This is a genomic window from Solidesulfovibrio magneticus RS-1 (genome assembly GCF_000010665.1).
Lineage (GTDB): Bacteria > Desulfobacterota > Desulfovibrionia > Desulfovibrionales > Desulfovibrionaceae > Solidesulfovibrio > Solidesulfovibrio magneticus.
In genome coordinates this window covers 3275894-3295705 of the sequence record NC_012796.1, presented here as the reverse complement: position 1 = coordinate 3295705, position 19812 = coordinate 3275894, and the positions used below count along the sequence as shown (strand labels likewise).

Annotated in this window: 17 protein-coding genes and 1 riboswitch; of the genes, 10 read left to right on the top strand and 7 right to left on the bottom strand. The window is 47.1% G+C overall.

Annotated features, from left to right (window positions below; genetic code table 11):
* Positions 1-22: 22 nt before the first annotated feature.
* Genes DMR_RS23425 through DMR_RS13995 form a run of 3 tightly spaced genes read left to right on the top strand, consistent with a single transcriptional unit; the run spans position 23 to position 5025 of the window.
* Positions 23-1057: an HD domain-containing phosphohydrolase gene (locus DMR_RS23425; RefSeq protein WP_015861577.1), complete on the top strand. Its 1035-nt coding sequence runs from the start codon at positions 23-25 to the stop codon at positions 1055-1057.
* A 36-nt stretch (positions 1058-1093) separates the two neighbouring features.
* Entirely contained in the window at positions 1094-1978 is an 885-nt protein-coding gene (locus DMR_RS14000) for a transporter substrate-binding domain-containing protein (RefSeq protein WP_015861576.1), read from the top strand.
* 17 nt (positions 1979-1995) lie between these two features.
* Positions 1996-5025, top strand: coding sequence for a response regulator (locus tag DMR_RS13995; RefSeq protein ID WP_232502798.1), 3030 nt, complete (start codon positions 1996-1998; stop codon positions 5023-5025).
* A gap of 140 nt (positions 5026-5165) precedes the next feature.
* Here the strand turns inward: DMR_RS13995 and DMR_RS24505 are convergent, their stop codons facing one another.
* Both DMR_RS24505 and DMR_RS25365 read right to left on the bottom strand, forming a co-directional pair.
* Entirely contained in the window at positions 5166-5720 is a 555-nt protein-coding gene (locus tag DMR_RS24505; RefSeq protein WP_148208439.1) for a hypothetical protein, read from the bottom strand.
* Between the two features lie 621 nt (positions 5721-6341).
* Positions 6342-6485, bottom strand: coding sequence for a hypothetical protein (locus DMR_RS25365; protein WP_232502797.1), 144 nt, complete (start codon positions 6483-6485; stop codon positions 6342-6344).
* 162 nt (positions 6486-6647) lie between these two features.
* Positions 6648-6729, top strand: a riboswitch (cyclic di-GMP riboswitch).
* A 158-nt stretch (positions 6730-6887) separates the two neighbouring features.
* Here DMR_RS25365 and DMR_RS23420 point away from each other — a divergent pair.
* From DMR_RS23420 to DMR_RS23410, 3 genes are all read left to right on the top strand, one after another.
* A complete protein-coding gene (locus DMR_RS23420; protein WP_015861571.1) occupies positions 6888-7346 on the top strand; it encodes a cytochrome c family protein in 459 nt (152 codons plus the stop codon).
* 22 nt (positions 7347-7368) lie between these two features.
* Positions 7369-9414: a methyl-accepting chemotaxis protein gene (locus DMR_RS23415; RefSeq protein WP_015861570.1), complete on the top strand. Its 2046-nt coding sequence runs from the start codon at positions 7369-7371 to the stop codon at positions 9412-9414.
* Positions 9415-9644: 230 nt separating this feature from the next.
* Positions 9645-10721, top strand: coding sequence for a GGDEF domain-containing protein (locus tag DMR_RS23410; RefSeq protein WP_015861569.1), 1077 nt, complete (start codon positions 9645-9647; stop codon positions 10719-10721).
* 194 nt (positions 10722-10915) lie between these two features.
* Here DMR_RS23410 and DMR_RS13980 read toward each other — a convergent pair whose 3' ends face one another.
* Both DMR_RS13980 and DMR_RS13975 read right to left on the bottom strand, forming a co-directional pair.
* Complete coding sequence (locus tag DMR_RS13980; protein WP_015861568.1) at positions 10916-11239, bottom strand: hypothetical protein; 324 nt, start codon at positions 11237-11239, stop codon at positions 10916-10918.
* 126 nt (positions 11240-11365) lie between these two features.
* Entirely contained in the window at positions 11366-13969 is a 2604-nt protein-coding gene (locus DMR_RS13975) for a PocR ligand-binding domain-containing protein (RefSeq protein WP_015861567.1), read from the bottom strand.
* Positions 13970-14548: 579 nt separating this feature from the next.
* Between DMR_RS13975 and istA the strand changes: the two genes are divergently transcribed.
* Both istA and istB read left to right on the top strand, forming a co-directional pair.
* A complete protein-coding gene (gene istA / locus DMR_RS13970) occupies positions 14549-16063 on the top strand; it encodes an IS21 family transposase (protein ID WP_232502796.1) in 1515 nt (504 codons plus the stop codon).
* A 14-nt stretch (positions 16064-16077) separates the two neighbouring features.
* Positions 16078-16854 carry an IS21-like element helper ATPase IstB gene (gene istB / locus DMR_RS13965; protein WP_043601764.1) on the top strand — a complete coding sequence of 259 codons (777 nt, stop codon included), beginning with the start codon at positions 16078-16080 and terminating at the stop codon, positions 16852-16854.
* A 322-nt stretch (positions 16855-17176) separates the two neighbouring features.
* Here istB and DMR_RS13960 read toward each other — a convergent pair whose 3' ends face one another.
* Positions 17177-17584, bottom strand: coding sequence for a MucR family transcriptional regulator (locus tag DMR_RS13960; protein ID WP_015861563.1), 408 nt, complete (start codon positions 17582-17584; stop codon positions 17177-17179).
* Between the two features lie 288 nt (positions 17585-17872).
* Here DMR_RS13960 and DMR_RS22480 point away from each other — a divergent pair, with 288 nt between their 5' ends.
* Positions 17873-18151 (top strand): HU family DNA-binding protein, encoded by a 279-nt coding sequence (locus DMR_RS22480; protein ID WP_015861562.1) that lies wholly within the window; start codon positions 17873-17875, stop codon positions 18149-18151.
* A gap of 204 nt (positions 18152-18355) precedes the next feature.
* Positions 18356-18658: a hypothetical protein gene (locus DMR_RS22475; RefSeq protein ID WP_015861561.1), complete on the top strand. Its 303-nt coding sequence runs from the start codon at positions 18356-18358 to the stop codon at positions 18656-18658.
* Between the two features lie 175 nt (positions 18659-18833).
* Here the strand turns inward: DMR_RS22475 and DMR_RS22470 are convergent, their stop codons facing one another.
* Together DMR_RS22470 and DMR_RS22465 are read right to left on the bottom strand one after the other, a co-directional pair.
* Positions 18834-19226 (bottom strand): response regulator, encoded by a 393-nt coding sequence (locus DMR_RS22470; protein WP_015861560.1) that lies wholly within the window; start codon positions 19224-19226, stop codon positions 18834-18836.
* 55 nt (positions 19227-19281) lie between these two features.
* Positions 19282-19758: a chemotaxis protein CheX gene (locus tag DMR_RS22465; protein ID WP_015861559.1), complete on the bottom strand. Its 477-nt coding sequence runs from the start codon at positions 19756-19758 to the stop codon at positions 19282-19284.
* Positions 19759-19812 lie beyond the last annotated feature (54 nt).

The window sequence follows — 19812 nt, the reverse complement described above, 5'->3', positions numbered from 1 at the left end:
AAAGCAATACACAGGAAAACTCATGCGCATACTAACCGCCGATGATGACCCCATAATGCGAGCAAGGTTGTGCAGGTATTTACAAAAGAATGGGCATACAGTTGAAACGTGTTGCGATGGACTTTCTGCAATTGATAAATTTTTCTCATACGAAGACCCTCCAGAATTGCTGATTACTGACTGGATGATGCCAAATCTTGATGGCATTGAGCTAGCAAAGAGGGTGCGTCAAGCCAAAAACAATAATTATACATACATAATATTGTTGACAAGCAAATCAGAGACTGAGGATCTAGTAGACGGCTTTACTGACGGAGGCGTGGACGACTACATTGTCAAGCCTTTTTCTTTTGAAGAACTTCAAGTAAGAATAAATGTTGGTGAACGAATTGTCCGATTCGAACGAGAGCATCAGGAATATAGCAGGTCCCTAGAAGGTGTTGTTCAGCGCCAAACGCAACTCCTAAGGAAGACCAAAGACGAACTTATTGAACGTCTACTTTCTGCCCTGGAATTTCGCGACCAGGAAACTGGCTCTCATGTACGTCGCATTGGGTTGACGAGTGCCCTGTTAGGAAATCATTTAGGATGGGACTCCACCAGCCTTGATGATCTTCGAGTCGCAGCATCAATGCATGACATCGGCAAGGCAGGAATCCCAGACGATATTCTCAAAAAACCCGGCCGACTCACGTCTGAAGAATACGAGATCATTAAGGAACATACTGTTATAGGAGCAAGTATCCTTGCTGGCTCGCAGTTTGAGGTTATCAGTATGGCCCATGATATCTCCTTGCGACATCACGAGAAGTGGGATGGTAGTGGCTATCCTGGCGGATTGATTGGAACGGCCATTCCTGTAAGCGCGCGGATTGTAAGCATAGTGGACGTTTTCGATGCCCTGGCCAACGACCGTATCTATCGCCCAGCCTTGTCTCGCGAACAAGTCTTAGACATTATGCTGGAAGGCCGGGAGCGACATTTCGACCCAAATATCTTGGATTTATTTTTTTCACTTCTGCCTGATATCTTTCGTATTCAAGCAGAAAACCAATAGTGAAGCACCCAACCCAAACCCTAGAAGGAAAAACTCATGAGGGCAACTTTCTTTTGTGCGTTAATCCTAGCCGTTGCGATCGGTTTGGTTGCTCCTTCGACCTACTCCTGGGCGAATGACCTCCCAGAGATAAAAACCAGCGGAGTTCTGCGCCACCTGGGAATCCCGTACGCAAACTTCATCACTGGTCAAGGCGACGGTTTTGACGTCGAGATTATCAAAGCCTTCTGTGAGCATCTTGGGGTTAAATACGAGTTTGTCCAGGAGGACTGGCCCACAGCCCTGCCAAGTCTTATCGGCAAAAAATTTAAGTTGCAGGACGGTGATGTCAACTTCATCGCAGACGCGCCCGTCAAGGGTGATCTGTTGGCTAATGGTCTTACAGTTCTTTCGTGGCGGGAGAAGATTCTCAACTACTCAAGTCCAACGTTTCCCACCCAGGTATGGTTGGTGGTGCGTGCCGACTCTCCCCTTACACCGATCACTCCAACTGGTGACATTAACAAGGATATCGAACTCACAAGGGCCAAACTGAAGGACTTGACCATTCTTTGCAAGAGTGGGACATGCCTAGATCCATCGCTTTTTAACTTAACTCCCACAGGCGTTACGGCTAAGGATTTTGCTGGTTCCCTCAACGACCTCGCTCCGGCTGTGATCGTGGGAGACGCCCCAGCCACACTTCTCGACGTCCCTGACGCCATAATTGCCCTTCAAAAGTACCCCGGGAAAATCAAGATTATTGGCCCATTGACGGGAAAGCAGGAAATGGCCGTAGGTTTCCGCAAGGATCAACCACTTCTCCGCGATGAATTTAATAAGTTCTATGCGCAGTTCAAAGCTTCAGGAAAATATGAAGCTCTTGTGTACAAGTATTATCCTCTCGTCTTTACTTACTTCCCGGAGTTCTTCAAAAAGTAGCAACATTTGGAATGACCATGTCAGATCAGAAAAACTCTCAATTCCACGGCAGCACTGCTCCACCCTCCTCCAGAGAAGTTCCCTCTGGAGGGGGGCAAAGTAGTAGTCTTGTTTGGGGTGGAGCACTTCTACTTGTACTCGTATTCGGAGCGTTAATAGCATTTAATTATTCATCTCTCTCAAAAAGAGAGAAATCTGCTCTTGATGATTTTGAAAACGCTACACTCAACATGTCGTCTACGCTTGATTATTTTTTTTATGAACGTAACAATGATATTCTTGACATAGCCGACAGTAGGCAAGTGCTCACATATTTCGAGAACAAGGCACTGGGGATGTCGGTAGAGTACGGGTTGCTTGCCAGCCGTCTAGCAATTTCAGAACTCTTCGAAAAGATTATTAACGATCGCTCCCTTGGAGGAGAACAGATTTATGATGCCGTGGCACTTGTCGACAACGAAGGCGAACAGATAGCGAGTGCCCAGCATCTTGCCGAGGGGGCAACACAACCTAACCAAGATTACTGGAAGAAATTTGTCTCCAGTGATGCAGATACCAAACTGATAGTGGATACGTCGGCTTACCCGGGAAGTGTAATTTTATTACAAAATGTAGTGGTTAAAGATCAGCCACACGGTCATATTTTGGCCCGCATCCCTTTGAAAAATCTTTTATCACATTTGTTCAAACCTTTTGCGCGACCTGGCCGCATCACTTTAGGGGTGGTGTGGAAGCGGGCTTCAGTTGCATCCCTAGGAGGAGATTTTGCCCCCGGGCAACTAGCAGCCGTTCTAGCAATTCTAGCCCAGCCCAGCTTTAAACAAGTCACGCTCAACAACGATATTGCGAAGAAGTTGAAAGCGAAGTCTTGCCTAGCAATGTGGGCCACCGTGGGTGATTTTCCGTTGGGCCTTGTGAGCGTGGCCAGAACCTCTGATGTGCTGGGAAGCGTCTCGCCGTGGATGATGACCTTTGTGGCGGGAGGCTTTTCGTTGGCCCTGCTTGCTGGGCTATGGCAATTGATGCGGGCCAACTCGGATCGCATGAAACTGGCTGGCAGGCTTGATGAACAGTCGCGAATGAATGACGTCTTGCAGAAGGCTAAGGAAGCCGCTGAATCTGGCAGTCGCGCGAAAAGTGCCTTCCTAGCCAATACCAGCCACGAGATTCGCACTCCAATGAATGGAATTATAGGAATGTGTAATCTTTTGCTGGGCACACGACTGAGTGACAAGCAGCTTGAGTTTGTTAGGACGGTCCATTACTCGGCAAACACTCTCATGGCCGTCATTAACGATATTCTTGACTTTTCTAAGATTGATGCTGGTAAGTTCTCTTTAGAAATTATTGAGTTCGATTTGCGCCGAGTTCTAAACATGACATTAAGGCCCTTGACAATTGCCTGCCAGCAGAAGGGCGTTGAGTTGATTCTGGTTGTTTCGCCTCACATGCCAGTGTTCTTACGAGGAGACCCTGCGCGCCTACAGCAGGTTATTAACAACTTGGTTGGCAACGCCATCAAGTTTACAGAACGTGGTGAAGTTGCGGTTTGTGTTGATTTTTTATCGGAAAGCGATGGAGTGGCATATATACGTTTTAGCGTCAAAGACACAGGTATCGGCATGTCTCCTCAGCAACAGGAAATTATTTTCAAACCATTCGAACAAGTTGATAGTTCACTTACTCGTCGATTTGGCGGGACTGGCCTTGGCCTAGCGATCTCGTCACATTTGATTGAACTTATGGGCGGACAGCTGTCCGTGGAGAGCATTCTGGGCAAGGGCAGTGAGTTTTTTTTCGAGATTGGTTTGGCCGTGGCTGAGCAAGCTCCAAGAGCCTACTGGGTTCCTGACAGCAGTGTACTCGACGGTTTAAACGTGCTGGTAGTAGACGACCACGCAACAAATCGTGCGATTCTTCGCGAGCTGCTCGCAGGATGGAAAGCTTTAGTTGAAGAGGCTAAGGATGGATTTGAGGCCTTAACCATACTCAAAGAACACGAAGCCCAAGGAAACCCTATCCGTCTTTTGCTAAGTGATCTGCAAATGCCGGGGATAGACGGATTGGCCTTGGCTCAACGAGTCGAGAAACTTTGCGGCAGTCATCCTCCCGCTTTTATCCTTATATCGTCCAGCCAAATCGAACTCGAAGGGGGAATCGCCCCCTCGATTGTGAAGGATTTCCTGCTTAAGCCGTTCGATCCATCTCACGTCCTAGATTGCGTGCTAATCTCTCTCGGTCATGCCGTTAAGATGACACAATTTCAAGTGGAGTCTAGTATAGAAACAGTGCCGCTTGGCGAGGGCCTTGATATCATGGTGGCAGAAGATTCGCCCGTAAACCAGAGGGTCATCAGCCATGTGCTCCACAAAATGGGGCACTCGTTTACCATAGTCGAAAATGGTCAAGACGCAGTGACACTTTGGGAGAGACGTAAATTTGATGCTATTCTCATGGACGTTCAGATGCCCGTCATGGATGGCATTGAGGCTACCCGTCGCATTCGCGAACTTGATGCTCATTGCGAGAACCCCGTACCAATAATTGCGCTAACAGCCCATGCCATGCAGTCGGATCGAGAGCGATGTCTTGATGCGGGTATGAATGATTACCTCTCTAAGCCGCTTGATCCCGGTATGCTTGCAGAGAAACTTGCGAAATGGGCTTCGCCCATCCGCAACAAACAAGAAGAAACGAGTAATGAATTTTCATGTTTTAATTTGTCTATCAATTCAGAAAGTGTGTTGGCTCGCTTCGACAATGACCGTGAATTTTTTACGGACTTAGTAGAAAGTTTTGCTAAAATTGCAGAAACGCGATTTTTAAATTTTCAGGATGCGTTAGTTGCGAATTCTCCGCAAGCTATTCACGAAAATGCACACGGATTCAAGAGTGAAATCGGAAATTTCGATACTGGCCAAGCGTTTCAGGCTGCAATTAAACTTGATGCTGTTGGTCGGAGTGGTTCTATTCAAGGTGCTGCAGAAGCGATTGCAGTTTTACGTAGAGAAGTTGACGATCTCCTGTGTGCATTACGGGCTATCTAAGGTCTTTTGGACGAACCAACTAACCACCACCTGTTCATCGACCGTCGTTGGGAAGGATCGGACGTCAAGGGCCAGTTGTGCTTGGCCGGGACCCGGCTCGGCTTCGAACTTGGTCCACGTTTTCACTATGGGGGCCGCATCTACTCAAAGCATTGAGGCTCTACTAAGATTTCAACAACTTCGGCAATTTGAATGCGTTCGTTGCTTTTGATGTCGTTCATTCGACCGAACAGCGTTATTCCTTCAGAAATTTTTAGTTCTCGAGAGAGTAGAGCGTTGGATGATGTCTGAAAGAAACATGCAGGCTCCGAGGTGAATGATATTCCTTCCTCTTGTAGTATTTTTCCGAAAGGGATGACTGCTTCTACAAAACGAACTCGAACATGTGGCGCGAAGCGTTCTAAATGAATGCGGAGGCCAGCGAGTGCAAATGGTTTTTTAGTCTGCCTACCAGATAAAACGACAGCGCGGTCTAAAATTTTTTCAGGGACTAGTATATCGTCACCGAGTAGGGTGAGAGCAACTTCTTCGCCGTAACATTTTGATAATGCTATGGTCATGCTTGATGTTCCGCAAAGAAGTTTGGTCCAAGATGATGGGATCTGAGTAGCTGTAACCCGTTCAAAAGTCGGTATTGTATCATCATGAAAAGCGTGAGCAGCAAGTAAAGCGGTCATGGCAGGCATGGTTTGCATCGAAATTGTCCTATTGTTCTGAAGAACTGAACAAAAATTATCTGGGTGGGTGTAGCTTGGCTCCAGGTTGTGGATCACTCAGCAGCGTTCCCCGGGGGCGAAGAGGGCAGCGAAAATGGTTGCCACCCATGGACGGCTCCGATTCGGCAGTGAATCTGGTCCCTGTTCTGTTCTCGCTCCATGCGTCATTTACCATTTTCGACGTCCTCGGGCTGGGGGTAACTGCTCTCAAGATGTGGCGGCATGTCCCAGTCGGCCATCAACATCGCAAGGTGGCGGCGAGTCGTTTGGGTTTGAGCAGCAGATCCAAGGCGGAGATAATGTCACGGCACACCACACGGGACGTCAAGATCGTCTGAGTTGCCGCCCCTTCCTCCCCAATGACCGCAATGCCCAAGGCGGCTGCGGCCATCATCAGGTGGCCATTTTGACCGTTACCGATGGCAACCGCTTACTCAACCCCGAGGCCCTGAATGAAGTCAAGCTTGGCCTTATCCTGCCTGTCCGGGCCAAGGATGGAAAGCTCGCAGGGTAAATCATGGAGCTGGCGCTTGACCGTGCCCATGGTGTCGGCGGTGACCACGTGGATTAACAGATTGTGCGGTGGGACGGCAATTTCACTCAATCGTTCGGCACTCTGGTCACAAGCGTCCCGTCCGCAGCCAGGGTGCCGTTGTAATCAAGCACCAGGTGCCGAATTTCAAGCGGATTCTGTCCGGGTATGGCATAGAGCGGCATTGCTGTCTCCGTTTCGATTTTGGACATGCCTAGCGCATTGGTCCGGATGAGTGCCCCTGGGTGGCTCCACGATGATCACGGAGTGGCTTCGCCTTGTGAGCACCCAGTGGCTTGAGAGGTTTTCAGTGCCAGTTCTGTGTGTATTTGGTGGAAAAAGTTTGTCAAAGGTGATATGCAAGCGTTGAAACAAGTCTGTAAAGCCAACCCCGTCGTGAGGCGGGTGCGTACGGAAAGCCACGGGCCTCACGGTTGAGGCAGCCGAGCCGCCATGACTCCTCGACTGGTTAGCTAGTCATTGGATCATGGCGTTTTTGTTTTCAATAATTAGCTTCTTTAAATGATATCGTTTTCATATTGTTGTGTATGTTTGATGATCTTTGATGGACAATCCTAAGTCATAATCATGGTTCGATAACGGAGGAGAGATCAATGCAGAATGTTATTCTAAGTGCATTGGCTGCGTTATCCCTATTTTTTCCAGGGATAGTCCTCGCAGAGGAGGCTATTTTTGTTGGTTCTAAGGCTTGTGGCGAATGTCATTCCGATCAATTTAAATCTTACAATAGTTATGCAAAAAAAGCAAGTTCATACAAAAGTATTAAAATATTGGCAGATAAACTTACCCCTCTAGAGCTTGTCGAGTGCTACGGCTGCCATACTACAGGATACGGGAGGCCTGGGGGGTTTGTTTCGATTGAAAAGACTCCAGAGCTAGCTAATTCAGGCTGCGAAGTCTGCCATGGCCCCGGCTCTTCCCACGTCAACTCGGGAGGAGATGCTAAATTAATTGTCCGCAATCCAACTTTAGAGAGTTGCAAAGTTTGCCACAATGAAGAGCGGGTTAGATCCTTTGGATTTAAACCTCTCAAATACGCTGGCGCTCATTAATTGACGCTTTCTAGGAGGGCGTATGAATTTTTTAAAAAGATCCCTTAATGCCAAGATAGTCGTCTTGATGAGTTTTCTCGCAACCATATTTTTTATAAGTCTGTTTTTTGTTTCTGCAAGGCTTCAAGAAAATGGGGTTATTGCTGAAATGACTTTAGCCTGTTCGCGCTTGGAACGGATGGCGCGGTTAGCTATGATGACGCCTATGGCTGAAGGTAACGATGAGATGACCAAGCAAAAGTTCAAGGATATAGCCCATGAATTCAAGAGAGTTAACATGTCAGTGAGCGACTTTCGTGGAATAATTACTTACAGCACAATTGACTCACAAATTCGTAAAAATATCCGCGAAGTTTATGCTTCTGGAGGTGCGGATGCAATAATCTCTAAAGTTCTTGAAAAAAAAGGGGTTGAAACAGCGGTTCTTCATGTTGGAGAGAAGCCGATATTTTTTGAGGCTAAAAGCATTATGAATGAGCCGTCTTGTTATCACTGCCATGGGAAGAGCGCACCTATTTTGGGTGCTACAATTATGACTCAAGATGTTACAACTAGCTTTGATTCCGTGAACGATTTTAAAGTTTATACTGCTATTATTTCGCTTGCTTCAATGACGGGCCTACTTGGCTGTTTGATTTTATTTATGAAGCAATCTGTAATTAAGAAGGTAGGTGTTCTTGCGAGGGCGAGTGATGCGGTTGGATCAGGTGATTTTAGTGCTGTTTTTCAAGTGAGTGGAAATGACGAACTGGCACGGTTGGCTGCAAACTTGTCGGCCACTGTGGGGGTTATTAAAGATCAAATTCAGTATCAAAAAAGTGTTCTAGATGGGATATCTGTTCCTTTTTTTACTTGCGACACAAAAAACATAATTAATTACTGCAATAAAGTTCTTTCTGACATATTAATGCTCGATCAATCTCGAATTGGAACTATTAATGTGGCTACCGCTTTTTATGGTGAAGAACGAGAAACCATAACTTCTACTGTAGTGGCCGAGCGTAGGCCATTGACAGGCAGGCTAGTTATCACCCGTCCAGGCCGTCAGGATGTGCCGTTAAACTACTCTATTTCTCCACTTTTTGACGCCAATGGTAATGTCGCTGGAGTTATCGGCATTATGATCGACATGACGGCAGACGAAAGTGCAAAACAACTCATGCTAGAACAACAGCAAACACTTCTTCGCATAGCTGAGGAGACCGCTCACGTCGCGGACGTGGTTAACGGTGCGTCTGAAGAACTTAACGAACAAATCGACCATGCCAGCCACGGAGCACAATCACAAGCCCGTCACGTGTCTGAAACAGCAACGTCGATGACAGAGATGAATACCGCTGTGCTGGAGGTAGCCAAAAATGCATCCAATGCGGCCACGACTTCAGATCAAGCGCGCATAAAAGCGAAGGAAGGCGGTGAAGTTGTCGCTCATGTAGTAAATAGCATCACTGAGGTAGAACGCCAAGCCGGAGAACTAAAGGCAGATATGACTGTGCTCGGCAAGAAAGCTGAAGAGATTGGTCGCGTTTTAGAAGTTATTTCCGACATTGCAGACCAGACCAACTTATTGGCACTCAATGCAGCGATTGAGGCCGCTAGAGCTGGCGATGCTGGTCGTGGCTTTGCTGTAGTCGCTGATGAGGTGCGCAAGCTTGCCGAGAAAACGATGATCACCACCAAGGAAGTGGCTCAGGCCATCTACGGCGTCCAAGAGGTTGCTAAAAACAATGTGGGGCATGTCAACGTCGCGGTAGAGAAAATTGCCCAGGCCACGGCCCTTGCCGACCGCTCTGGTAAGGCCCTTGATGAGATTGTCGCCATGGTTAACGCCACTTCAGATCAAGTGCGCTCAATCGCTATAGCAGCTGAACAGCAGTCTGCCTCTAGCGACGAAATTAGTCGATCAATTTCGCATATCGAAACGATTTCAACAGAGATGAGTGAAACCATGCAGCACTCTTCTCGTTCAGTGGCTGCTCTGTCAGAACAATCTCAAGTCTTGGCTCGACTAATTGAGAAATTGCGAGGAGGAGCGTGTAATGATAAACTCAAAGCTCTGGGTTGTTAGCTGTTTTGACGTATATTTTATATTTAGCGAAATGGTAGCACATTTCTTTGGCAACTTGATGGCAGGCTAGCCACTGTCTCGTTAGCTGTCCATTGGCGGCATATTGGCTGATGTAGGCCTCCCTCTGGCGGTCTCGACGAGTTAAGTATTGCCGGGCTACTGTACTTGTGCAGACAGTGTGTTTGGGTTAATGAATATATTTTCGAATCGCTACTTTGTAGAGGAAGGATATGTCGAATAACTGTCCAAGTGACTCGTGCGCGATTAAAAAATTATGCTCCGAAATGCATAGGATTGGATGTGGAAGTAAACCGTCATGGCTTGCTGTTGTCCTGTTTGTCAGGAACTTGGTTGCAAACTTTTCAATTTTTACTGATGAACAGAAATCCGCAATGCAACGAAATGTGTTTGAGAGGTTGTCGAAAAAAGATCCATCGCCTCAACATTTTGAGCAGATTGTTAATGACCTTGAAGGTTTTATAGCAAACAATCAGGTGACGGTCTCGGCTGAAGAAAAGCTTGAGTCGCAAAAGAAGATCACGTCTTCTTTGGCATCAGTTGTCAATGAGTTCCTTGATGAATCATTGATGTCAGAAAAAGAACGTGGAAAATTGATAAATACGTTTGGTCGTGATACCTTGGAAATACTTTCGGATTCTGAAGACTTGGACGCTCTAAGGCCTAGGCTGAAAGGTTTGCTGAAAAACATGTTAATGCATTACAGGGAAAAGGCTAATGAGTGGGAAAGAAAAGCTCGGCTTCTTGAGCAAACTGTTAATGTTGATCCGCTCCTTGCGCCACTTCATAATCGCAGATATCTAGAATCATACCTAAAGAGTGCTATCCAGCAAAATCAGACAGACAATAATTCCCTTGCTCTTTTGATGCTCGATATTGACAACTTTAAACAGGTAAATGATGCACATGGGCATCAGGTTGGTGATGATGTCTTGAGGACTTTGGCTAAAATTATAAGTGCGCATTCCGAAAAGTTTGGATGGTTTGCTGCGCGATATGGTGGAGATGAACTAGTTGTTGTATGTAATGTTTCTGTTGACGAAGCCTTGCTACACTCTGACGCAATACGCTTGGCAGTTCAAAATTATGAATTTAGGCCACGGCTTAATGGAAAGCTAGCGGAAAATTCCATTCGGTTTACAGTATCTATTGGTGTTGCTGAATATCAAGTTGGGATGTCGTCCGATGATCTTTTAAATTGTGCGGACAAAGCCATGTATGACGTCAAAGGAACTGGTAAAAATAATGTAGCACTGTTTGGAGTGACAACTATAGATCCTGAATGGTAATGTTATTGTATTTAGATAATTTATATTCATCTATAAATAATTGCATATCACAAGACTGTGAGCTGTTCACAATAGCCGTATAATTGCAGCCAGATAAAGGCAATCACTGACGATAAACGCGTTGGAGTCGTATCCCCGGTTAGGTAATAGCGTCAGCGACGGTGACGGATTGCCCTCGACACTGACGACGTCTCCTATACTTGGTCCACGTCAACGTATTCCAGCACCAAGGTCAGCATTTCGTGGAATGACTGAGCGTCCAGACTTCGCTTCTGAAGTTCTCGCACCTGATCCTTGAGACCGTCCTTGCGCAATGCTGCCATGGTAATTAAGTAGAGATCGTAAGGATTACCACTATGGCGGAAGATTATGGTAGTTTTTTTCATCGCATAAATTTGTTTGCTTGAGTGTGATATCTGCGGCCACCTCAGTTCCACAAAATCTTCCACTAACTCAATCATTAACCCAAAGGCACCACACACCAAGGGCGCGATGGTGCAGTTCTTCTGCACGCGCATCTAGCCCGGCCCGGCGGAGAGCGTCTCTTGCCATCAGATGCAAGGAGTACATGTCCAAACGCGGACGCGATCCTAGCCCCACCCCCTTTGGGCTGAGCCGGACTTTGAACTTGCTGAACAGACTCATTATAATTCTTTTCCCTTTACCCTCATGATCGCCTCAATAAGCTCCGTGTTCTTAAATGGTTTGGCTACATAGTCATCCATTCCCGCAGCCAAGAATGATTTCCGGTCCCCTAGCATTGCATGCGCGGTCATTGCTATTATCGGAATCTTTGACTTTGATTGAAATCTTGGAAGGCTTCTTATGGCTTTTGTCGCAGCAACACCGTCCATGATTGGCATCTGGATATCCATCAAAATTAAATCATAATCAGAATGAGCAAGCATATCTAGCGCCCCCTGCCCATCGACGGCCGTTGCCGTTTTGCAGCCAATCTTGTTTAGAATCTTGCAGGTAACGATTCTGTTTATTTGTTCGTCTTCAACAACGAGAATATTATAATTTAAATTAACTCTCTCCCTTGATGCAGGACCATATTTGTCTATTGCGGCAAACGATTCGGTCGTGCATTGAAAATTAAATACAACATAGAAAGTTGTCCCCGCACCTAGCTCGCTATCTATGCAAATATTGCCACCTAAAAGCGCAACAAGTTTTCTGACTATTGCTAGACCTAGACCTGCACCTTGTTTTGATCGAATATATGAGCCATCCACCTGTGTAAATGGCTCCAAGATATCCTTCAATCTGTCGGCGGGAATTCCTATCCCCGTGTCGGCTACAGACACAAGAACGCGACATGACTTGTTGGTGTGATGCGAAAGAAGTGACAGTTCCACTTCAATTTTTCCAGTAGGAGTGAACTTTATAGCATTCCCAACAATATTGAATAGTATTTGCCTCATTCGTGTTTCGTCGCCAATTAGTCGCCGAGGAATATTGTTGTCAAGAACTGTCCTGAAAGATAGTCCATTTTCTTTGATTGAAATCGAAAACGCTTCAGAAACTGATCGGACAACCTCTTCTATGTCAAATTCAACTTGATCAATGGTGGTGCGTTTCGATTCAATTTTTGATAAGTCAAGTATGTCAGACAGAAGTCGTGTCAACCTCTTGGAAGACTTGATCGCTCCAAGGAGATATTCTTTTTGCTCGTCACTTATTGTTGTTGTTTCAAGAAGTTGAAGCATGCCCAGGATGCCATTTAGTGGCGTACGAATCTCATGACTCATGTTTGCAAGAAATTCACTCTTTGCCATGCTCGATGCTTCAGCCTTGTCCTTTGCTGATATCAATTCTTTCCTTACAACATCTAGCTCTGTTAGATCGACATCAAGGCAAAATAGTTCAATGTCACCTTTGCTCGTGGTTTGCATGACATGACTTGAATAGACTGGGACTGATGTCCCATCTTTGCGCATCAGGTGCAATTCACCAGCCGGGATGGGCTTGCCTTCCTCTGCATATTGACGGATGGCTTCGACGACATGAAGCCGCATATCCGGAGGTATTATTAAGTCTTCAAGATGAACACCAATGGCTTCGTTTTGTTTGTATCCATAAATTTTTTCACTGGCGTTATTCCAGTAAATAACTTTCCTGTTACGGTCATAGCCCTGGACAGCCACGGAATCAACGTTGTCGAATAATTTTTTAAAGCGTTCTTCACTTAGCTTGACGGCATCTTCTGCCCGCTTGCGATCAGAAATGAATCGAGCCTGCTGAACATTTTGGTATGCCATTGAAGAGAGTTGTTTTGTCAGGGTAAAAAGGACTTGCGCAATTTGCCTGAAACGCTCTGTGGTCATGCTCGGAACATCCTGGAAAGCCTCAACCACTTCGTCTTCGTCGGCCCCGATCCGTTTTGCATAATCGCGCATCTGCTTTTCAGTATGGCTTACATCGCGCACTTGGCCGATCAGCCAGTTAGCAATGTGGCGTCCGCCAACAGAAATGCCTGCTCCGGCGTCCCACAATCCTCCGCTCATACACGGTCGAATGGTTGGTCCTGAAGTCGATAGCTTTCCAAGCATGGCATCTGAACGAAAGCAATTGGCCCTACCTCTTTCTGTACTACGGATAATATCTCTACACAACCGGCAAAAATTGCTCGGATTAGTAATGGGCGTTCCATCGGGTCGGGTAATAATAGACGCTACACGCGTGGCATTGGCAAATTCATCTTGGAGGCGTTGGATATCGACCAGATTGAACATGTCCTCAAATTGGACTCCCTCAGAGCCGTCAAGTGGGCGCGTAAGCGCCACTAATCGTCTTTCAAGAGCTTCCTCTGTTCTCTTGCGTTCAGTGGTGTCGACATAGATGCACATGCCGCCTATGCAAGTGCTGTTCAAGTCATAGAGGGGAAAAACGTTTGCAACGATTTGTAGTTCAGACCCATGGCGATCTATAGTGTGAACTTCTATGTCTCTAAATATTTTATTTTCTGAAATACTCTTGCCTACGACAGTTGGGTGCATAGGGTCGTTGTAAAAGACTTCGCTTAACTTTTTTTCATAGCACGATTCCACAGATCCATCAATTTTTAGCATGTCAAGGCAAGCTTGATTCGTTTGAATGACTCGCTCGTCGACATCAACAAGTAGATAAGGCATGGGCAAACAGCTTAAAACAATTTGGAATAAGCCCTTGTCGTGAATCGGTGTTTGAGCGAAGTTGACGAGTTGCGATTCAATCCTCCTGCTGGTCTTTTCGGAATCCGTCATATTTTTCCCTGCCGACTCGGGTTTCCCACGTTATATCAAATCATAACAGAGGCAGTGGACTAGCGAAAGGGGGTGGCGTCCTTTTTTGCCCAGTTACCATGACAACAGAGCCAGCATGCCAGGGTGTCGTCCTCTGACTACCTTTCTAGACAACAGTTGGCCCATAGTGGCGCGTGAGCACAGGAGTAGTCGGCTGGACGTGACAGGATTCCGAGTTGGACGGGAGGAGGAGTTGCCACGGCGGCGCGAGCATAGAATGTGCGAGCCTGGAGCAACAACCATAATTCGCAGGAGATCTAGACGTATCCAGCGGTTGGAAAAATGACCAATGCCAAGTCCCTTGATGGAGTTCCGCGCCTCGGCGACCGCCCCTATGGATCCACTGGGTGCTCAGCTAATGGAGCCACGGCGTGCTCCCATAATGGAGCCATTTGGTGATCAGGCAATGGAGCCATTCTGTGATCATCTAATGGAGCCAGGGCAGCCGTAAGCGACCGGGTTTCGGACCTTCGAGACGCCGCGTACTTTTTCCCGATTCACAAACGGGAGGAGCGCGGGATGTCTAATCGGAGGTTCGAGATGTACGAGTATCGTCAAGCCCTTGTCCGGATGCGCCTTGGCGAGTCCGACAGGCAGATCGCAAAGACCGGCCTGATGGGGCGCAGAAAACTCGCCCACGTCCGTGAGACAGCCGAATCGCAAGGATGGCTCAATCCAGCGGCGTCCGTGCCCGCTGACGCGGACCTTGCTTCGTTTTTTCCTGGCCGGGCATCGAAGCAGCCATCCACTTCCAGTATCATCCCCTTCCAAGACGACGTCCGGGACTGGGTCAAGCAGGGCGTTGCCGGCTGCACGATCCACCAAGCCCTGATTCGCAAGCACGGTTTCACGGGTGCGTATTCAAGTGTCAGGCGCTTCATTGCCAAGATCAAAGAGGTCACTCCGGCGGCCACGGTGATGCTGGATTTTGCCCCGGGCGACGCGGTGCAGGTGGATTTTGGTGCCGGACCGGAGATTACTGACGCTTTCACAGGCGAAGTTATCAAGACCCATTTCTTCGTGATGACGCTGGCTTGGAGCCGGCATCAGTATGCGGAGATCGTGCGCGACCAGAAAATCGAGACCTGGCTTGGGTGCCACCGTAGAGCGTTTGAGTTTTTCGGCGGCGTCCCGGCCAGGGTCATCATCGACAATCCCAAGTGCGCCATCACCAAGGCCTGCTACCATGACCCCGTGGTACAGCGTTCTTATGCCGAATTTGCAGAGAGTTACGGATTCCTGGTGTCGCCTTGTCCGCCGCGTGATCCCCAGAAAAAAGGCCGGGTGGAGGCTGGCGTTAAATATATCAAGAACAACTTCATGCCGTTACGCGACTTCCGCAGCTTACGGGACGCCAATGACCAGCTGCTGGACTGGGTCATGAGCACGGCGGGCAACCGTAACCATGGCACCACCAAGGAACAGCCCTTAGCGATGTTCGTCGAAACAGAGAAGCATGTCTTGCGATCTCTGCCCGATGTCCCGACTGAACTGGCTATTTGGGGCAAGGTAAAGTTGCACGGAAACTGTCATGTCGAATTTCGGCGTTGCTACTACTCCGCACCATATCGATTGGTCCACCAATTCCTTTGGCTGCGCGCCACGGAAAAGACCGTACAGATCTTTTATGACAACGAGTTGGTTGCCATCCATCCTCGCCTGTCTCGCCCGGGGAGCAAGTCAACCGTGCAAGAGCATTTGCCGCCTGAGGCTCAAGCTTACAATATGCACGATCCGCAGTGGTGCCTAAGGCAGTCAGAAAAGGTTGGCATTGCCTGCCGGGAATTCATTGACGCTTTGTTTGCCCATAAGGTGCTGGACAATCTGCGGGCAGCTCAGGCCACATTGACGTTTAAAAAGAAGTACGGGGCCAAACGTCTGGAAGCAGCTTGCCGTCGAGCGTTGGATCATCACGCCCCCCACTATAACACCGTCAAACGGATCCTGGAGAAAGGCCTTGATGTTTTGCCTCGCCCTGTTTTCCATGAGGAGGTGAAAGAAATATACAAAGGAAAATCGAAGTATTGCCGAGAATTAAGAGGAATTCTTCAATGACAAAGGAGGAGATCATGAACCCTATGCCAGCGCTCGAGCCGGCACTCAAGCAGTTGCGCCTTTCCGGAATCTTGGACTCCATGGAAATACGCAATAAGCAAGCCATCGAGGATGGTCTGTCTCACGTGGAGTTTCTGGCCATGCTGATCCAGGACGAGGTGGCTCGCCGCGAACAGAAAAAGTTCTCGTTGCGCGTACGCCGGGCCGGCTTTCGCAGTGAAAAAACATTGGAAAGCTTCGACTTTAGCTACAATCCGTCCATCAACAAGGCGCTCGTCCTGGACTTGGCCACCTGTCGCTTCCTTGAGGAAAAGGCACCGGTGCTCATCGTCGGCCCCTGCGGCACCGGCAAAAGCCATATCGCCCAGGCCCTTGGTCATGCAGCCGCCCGAAAAGGGTACGAGGTGCTGTTTACGCCTGTCAGCAAGCTCCTGGGGATGCTCCAAGCGGCTAAAGCGACCAATTCCTACGATAGGAAACTGTCCGCCCTGGCCAAAACGGACGTACTCATCATTGACGACTTTGGATTGAAACCCTTTAAGTCCTCGGAGGATGAAGACTTTCACGACCTGATCGCCGAGCGTTACGAGCGCTTTGCTACGGTTATCACCAGCAATCTGGACTTCTCCGAATGGGGGGAGGCCTTCAACAACAAACTGCTCGGAGCGGCGACCTTGGACCGGATCAGACACGGGGCGTACAAAGTCATCCTTGAAGGAAGGAGCTATCGAAGCTCCCGAGAGGAAGCGGCGCTCAAAAACCTCGTTGCCGGTGCGGAGGAAAACACCTAACTTTTCGATGCGTCCGAACCCCGTAATCGCCACCCAAAGTGGCTCCATTAGGGGTGCACATCGCTGGCTCCATTAGGGCGGTCAACAAGACCTGTCGGCGATTTGCCGATTTTTAGCCCAGGCGTTGGGTACAGGCGGACAACTGGCAGCAGGACCGGGCGTGTCCCCGAACTTGGTCCCGGTAAGCAAAACCCTCCATTTTCGAGGATGGTTGTCCGGTAACATACGGGTTCGTCAAGAAAAAAAGCCCCAGCACGGGGAGGCGCACTGGGGCAGAGGGGGAAGCCGCATCAGGCGGGGCGGCATCGAATGGTAAAGATTGCTATTCAGCTTTGCTCTTGGTCCGCCGTTCCCAGAGTTTCATGTCCTTCATCTTAGTGCGGCGTTCCCGAGCCAAGGACTTGCACGCAAGGGCCTGAGTCTTCTTATAGCCGTATTTTGCCTTATATTCCTCGGAGGTGAGGCCATGGGAGGCCAAGTGCTTCTTGGTGATGACCTTGAAGGACTTGCCGCACTCAAGGCAGGTGATGGATGCTTCCTTGATGGCCTTTTTCGGGTCCATGGCCGGTGCGGCAGCATCAGCATCAATGGTAGCAAGCTGGCCAGTGCTGACAGCAGCAATACCTTTGGCGACTGACTTGACCATGCTGATGATTTCATCTTCTGTCATGGGCCTGGCGCTAGCCTGGGCCTTCACGATATCAAGGGCGCTCTGGATATACTCTTCCATTGTTTCCTCACGGGGTGGATTTGTTCTTCAATGAAAATGAATCACCGACAGATAGGGGATAATTTTCTTCCTTGTCAAGTATGAAATGGTTTAAAAGTTTCCACCGAACGCTTGTTTCCCTCCGGTTATGGGGGTACTCTAACAGCTAGTAGGCTAGTAACAGGAAGCTTGCGTTTCAGAGTTCGATTTTTGGGAAAAAAATCACTGCCGACGAAAAAGCAGTGGGCCGCAGTTACTAGCTTGCAACCAAGGGGAATAATTCATACTCTGTCGAAATGGAGGCTGAAAATGAACAAGGGCGAGCTGATTAAGGCAGTCGGGGAGAAGTATAATCTCGACCATGAATTTGCTGTCGAATTTGTGAACTCTTTTTTTGAATCTATTAAGCAAGCTCTAGTCAATGGTGACCGTGTTGAAGTCCGTGGTTTCGGTTCCTTTGCAGTTAAAGAATATGATGGTTATACTGGTCGAAATCCAAAAACAGGAATTAAAGTGGAAGTAAAGCCGAAGAAAATCCCTTTTTTTAAAACTGGGAGGGATTTTAAAAATTATCTTAACCGTGAATAGCTTTTAAAGATAGTCCACGGAGAAAGGACTTTCGAAAATGTAGGACACTGGTTCCAACTGCATGGCATGAAGCCGGCTCCGGTCTTAAACCTTTGCTGGACCTGAATGGATGCTGCTAATGAAATGCTTTGAATTGATTTGCAGAAAGATAGTCGTGTAAGAACTCAAGGACAATCGCCTGCATGTATGCAAAGGTGCTTTGATATGTCGTTTTATACTGAACAACCAGGATACGAGGAAACTTCTCTTTCAGAACTTCAAGGTGCTTGGGATAATTTTAAGTGCAACCTGCTAAGTCTTCATCCTTTTGACGAATCAAATAGGTTGTTGTTTCATACTTATGAAGCGATTAGCTGGGAAACAGTGAGAGATTTGCTGAAAATGAAAGATTTGTATTTGTTGATTCGAAATATAGCTTCAAAAAGCGAAATGGCCGAATTGTTTAAAGAGGATCTAGATGCTATTAAAGGCTGCCTGGATGACGCTATTGAAGAATACGGGAGATGAGTCGGCTGCCAAGAGGAAAATGACGGATAAGTTTATTTGTGTAAAATAATGATGTCATAATATTTCAATTATCTTGTGCTTTTTTTACTGTTTTCTAGAATCCATGACTATAATCCATGACACCAACTGGCCTCCAGCCCTGTTGGCAATGAATCTAATGTATATTGCGTTTTTTCTAAGTTTGAACTTCTATTTTAAGAATAGTGCAAAGTTTTTTTATAAGTGTTGCTTCTGTGAATGGTTTTACGATGTAGCTTGATGCGCCAGCTTGAACAGCTATTATGACTTGAGATTCTTTTGCTTCAGATGTGACCATTAGTACAGGTACATTTTTTAGTGTTTCATCGCTTTTGATCGATCTTAAAAGGTCTAGCCCCGACATGTTTGGCATGTTCCAGTCTAAAATGATAAGATTATACGGTTTTGATTTTAAATAACTTAGTGCAATTTTTCCATCTTCAGCGTCATCAATGGATTTAATTCCAACTCTCCTTAACATTGATTTGATAATTTTTCGCATAGTCGAAAAATCGTCCACGACTAAGATCTTGATGTCGCCTATTTTCATTTTTTACAAAGTCCCTGTGTGTGGCTTTGGTAAGTACGTGTAGCTGTGTTGTAGATTAAGCGAGTTGTTCCAGCGAAAATTCAACAAAAAAATCACCACTTGAAGTATTAAATGGGGTTGTGACTATTGTGCATTGTTTCATGTGTTCAATAGTGTGGTTGTCTCCTAAGATAATGGTAGGGATAGACGCTTGTAAATTAATCCCCATTTGAGATAAGTTTGCTCTTGATTGACCTGATATCATGTTAGTGAGTTCACCGACAGTTTCTTTGATGTCCTGGACGATGTCTTGAATATCGTCGCCTAGCATATTTTTTAAAATGAAAATGGCACATTTTTTAGTGAATGATAGTGCCATCGTTCCATTTCTATCTCCAGTGAACCCTATAATTGCTGATACATCGCCAGGAGCAGTTAATCCTTTTTTGACGTATGGCTTGCCAGGAGTTGCTTGAACGAAAGCCATTGTTGAGATTACGTGTTGAGTAGCTTGTATAAAGGGTTTCGCCAGTGTAATATAGTCTTCGTGCATTTTAATATAACCTCGCAATGGTTATAATTGTGCATGTTTTATAATCGGTCTCGC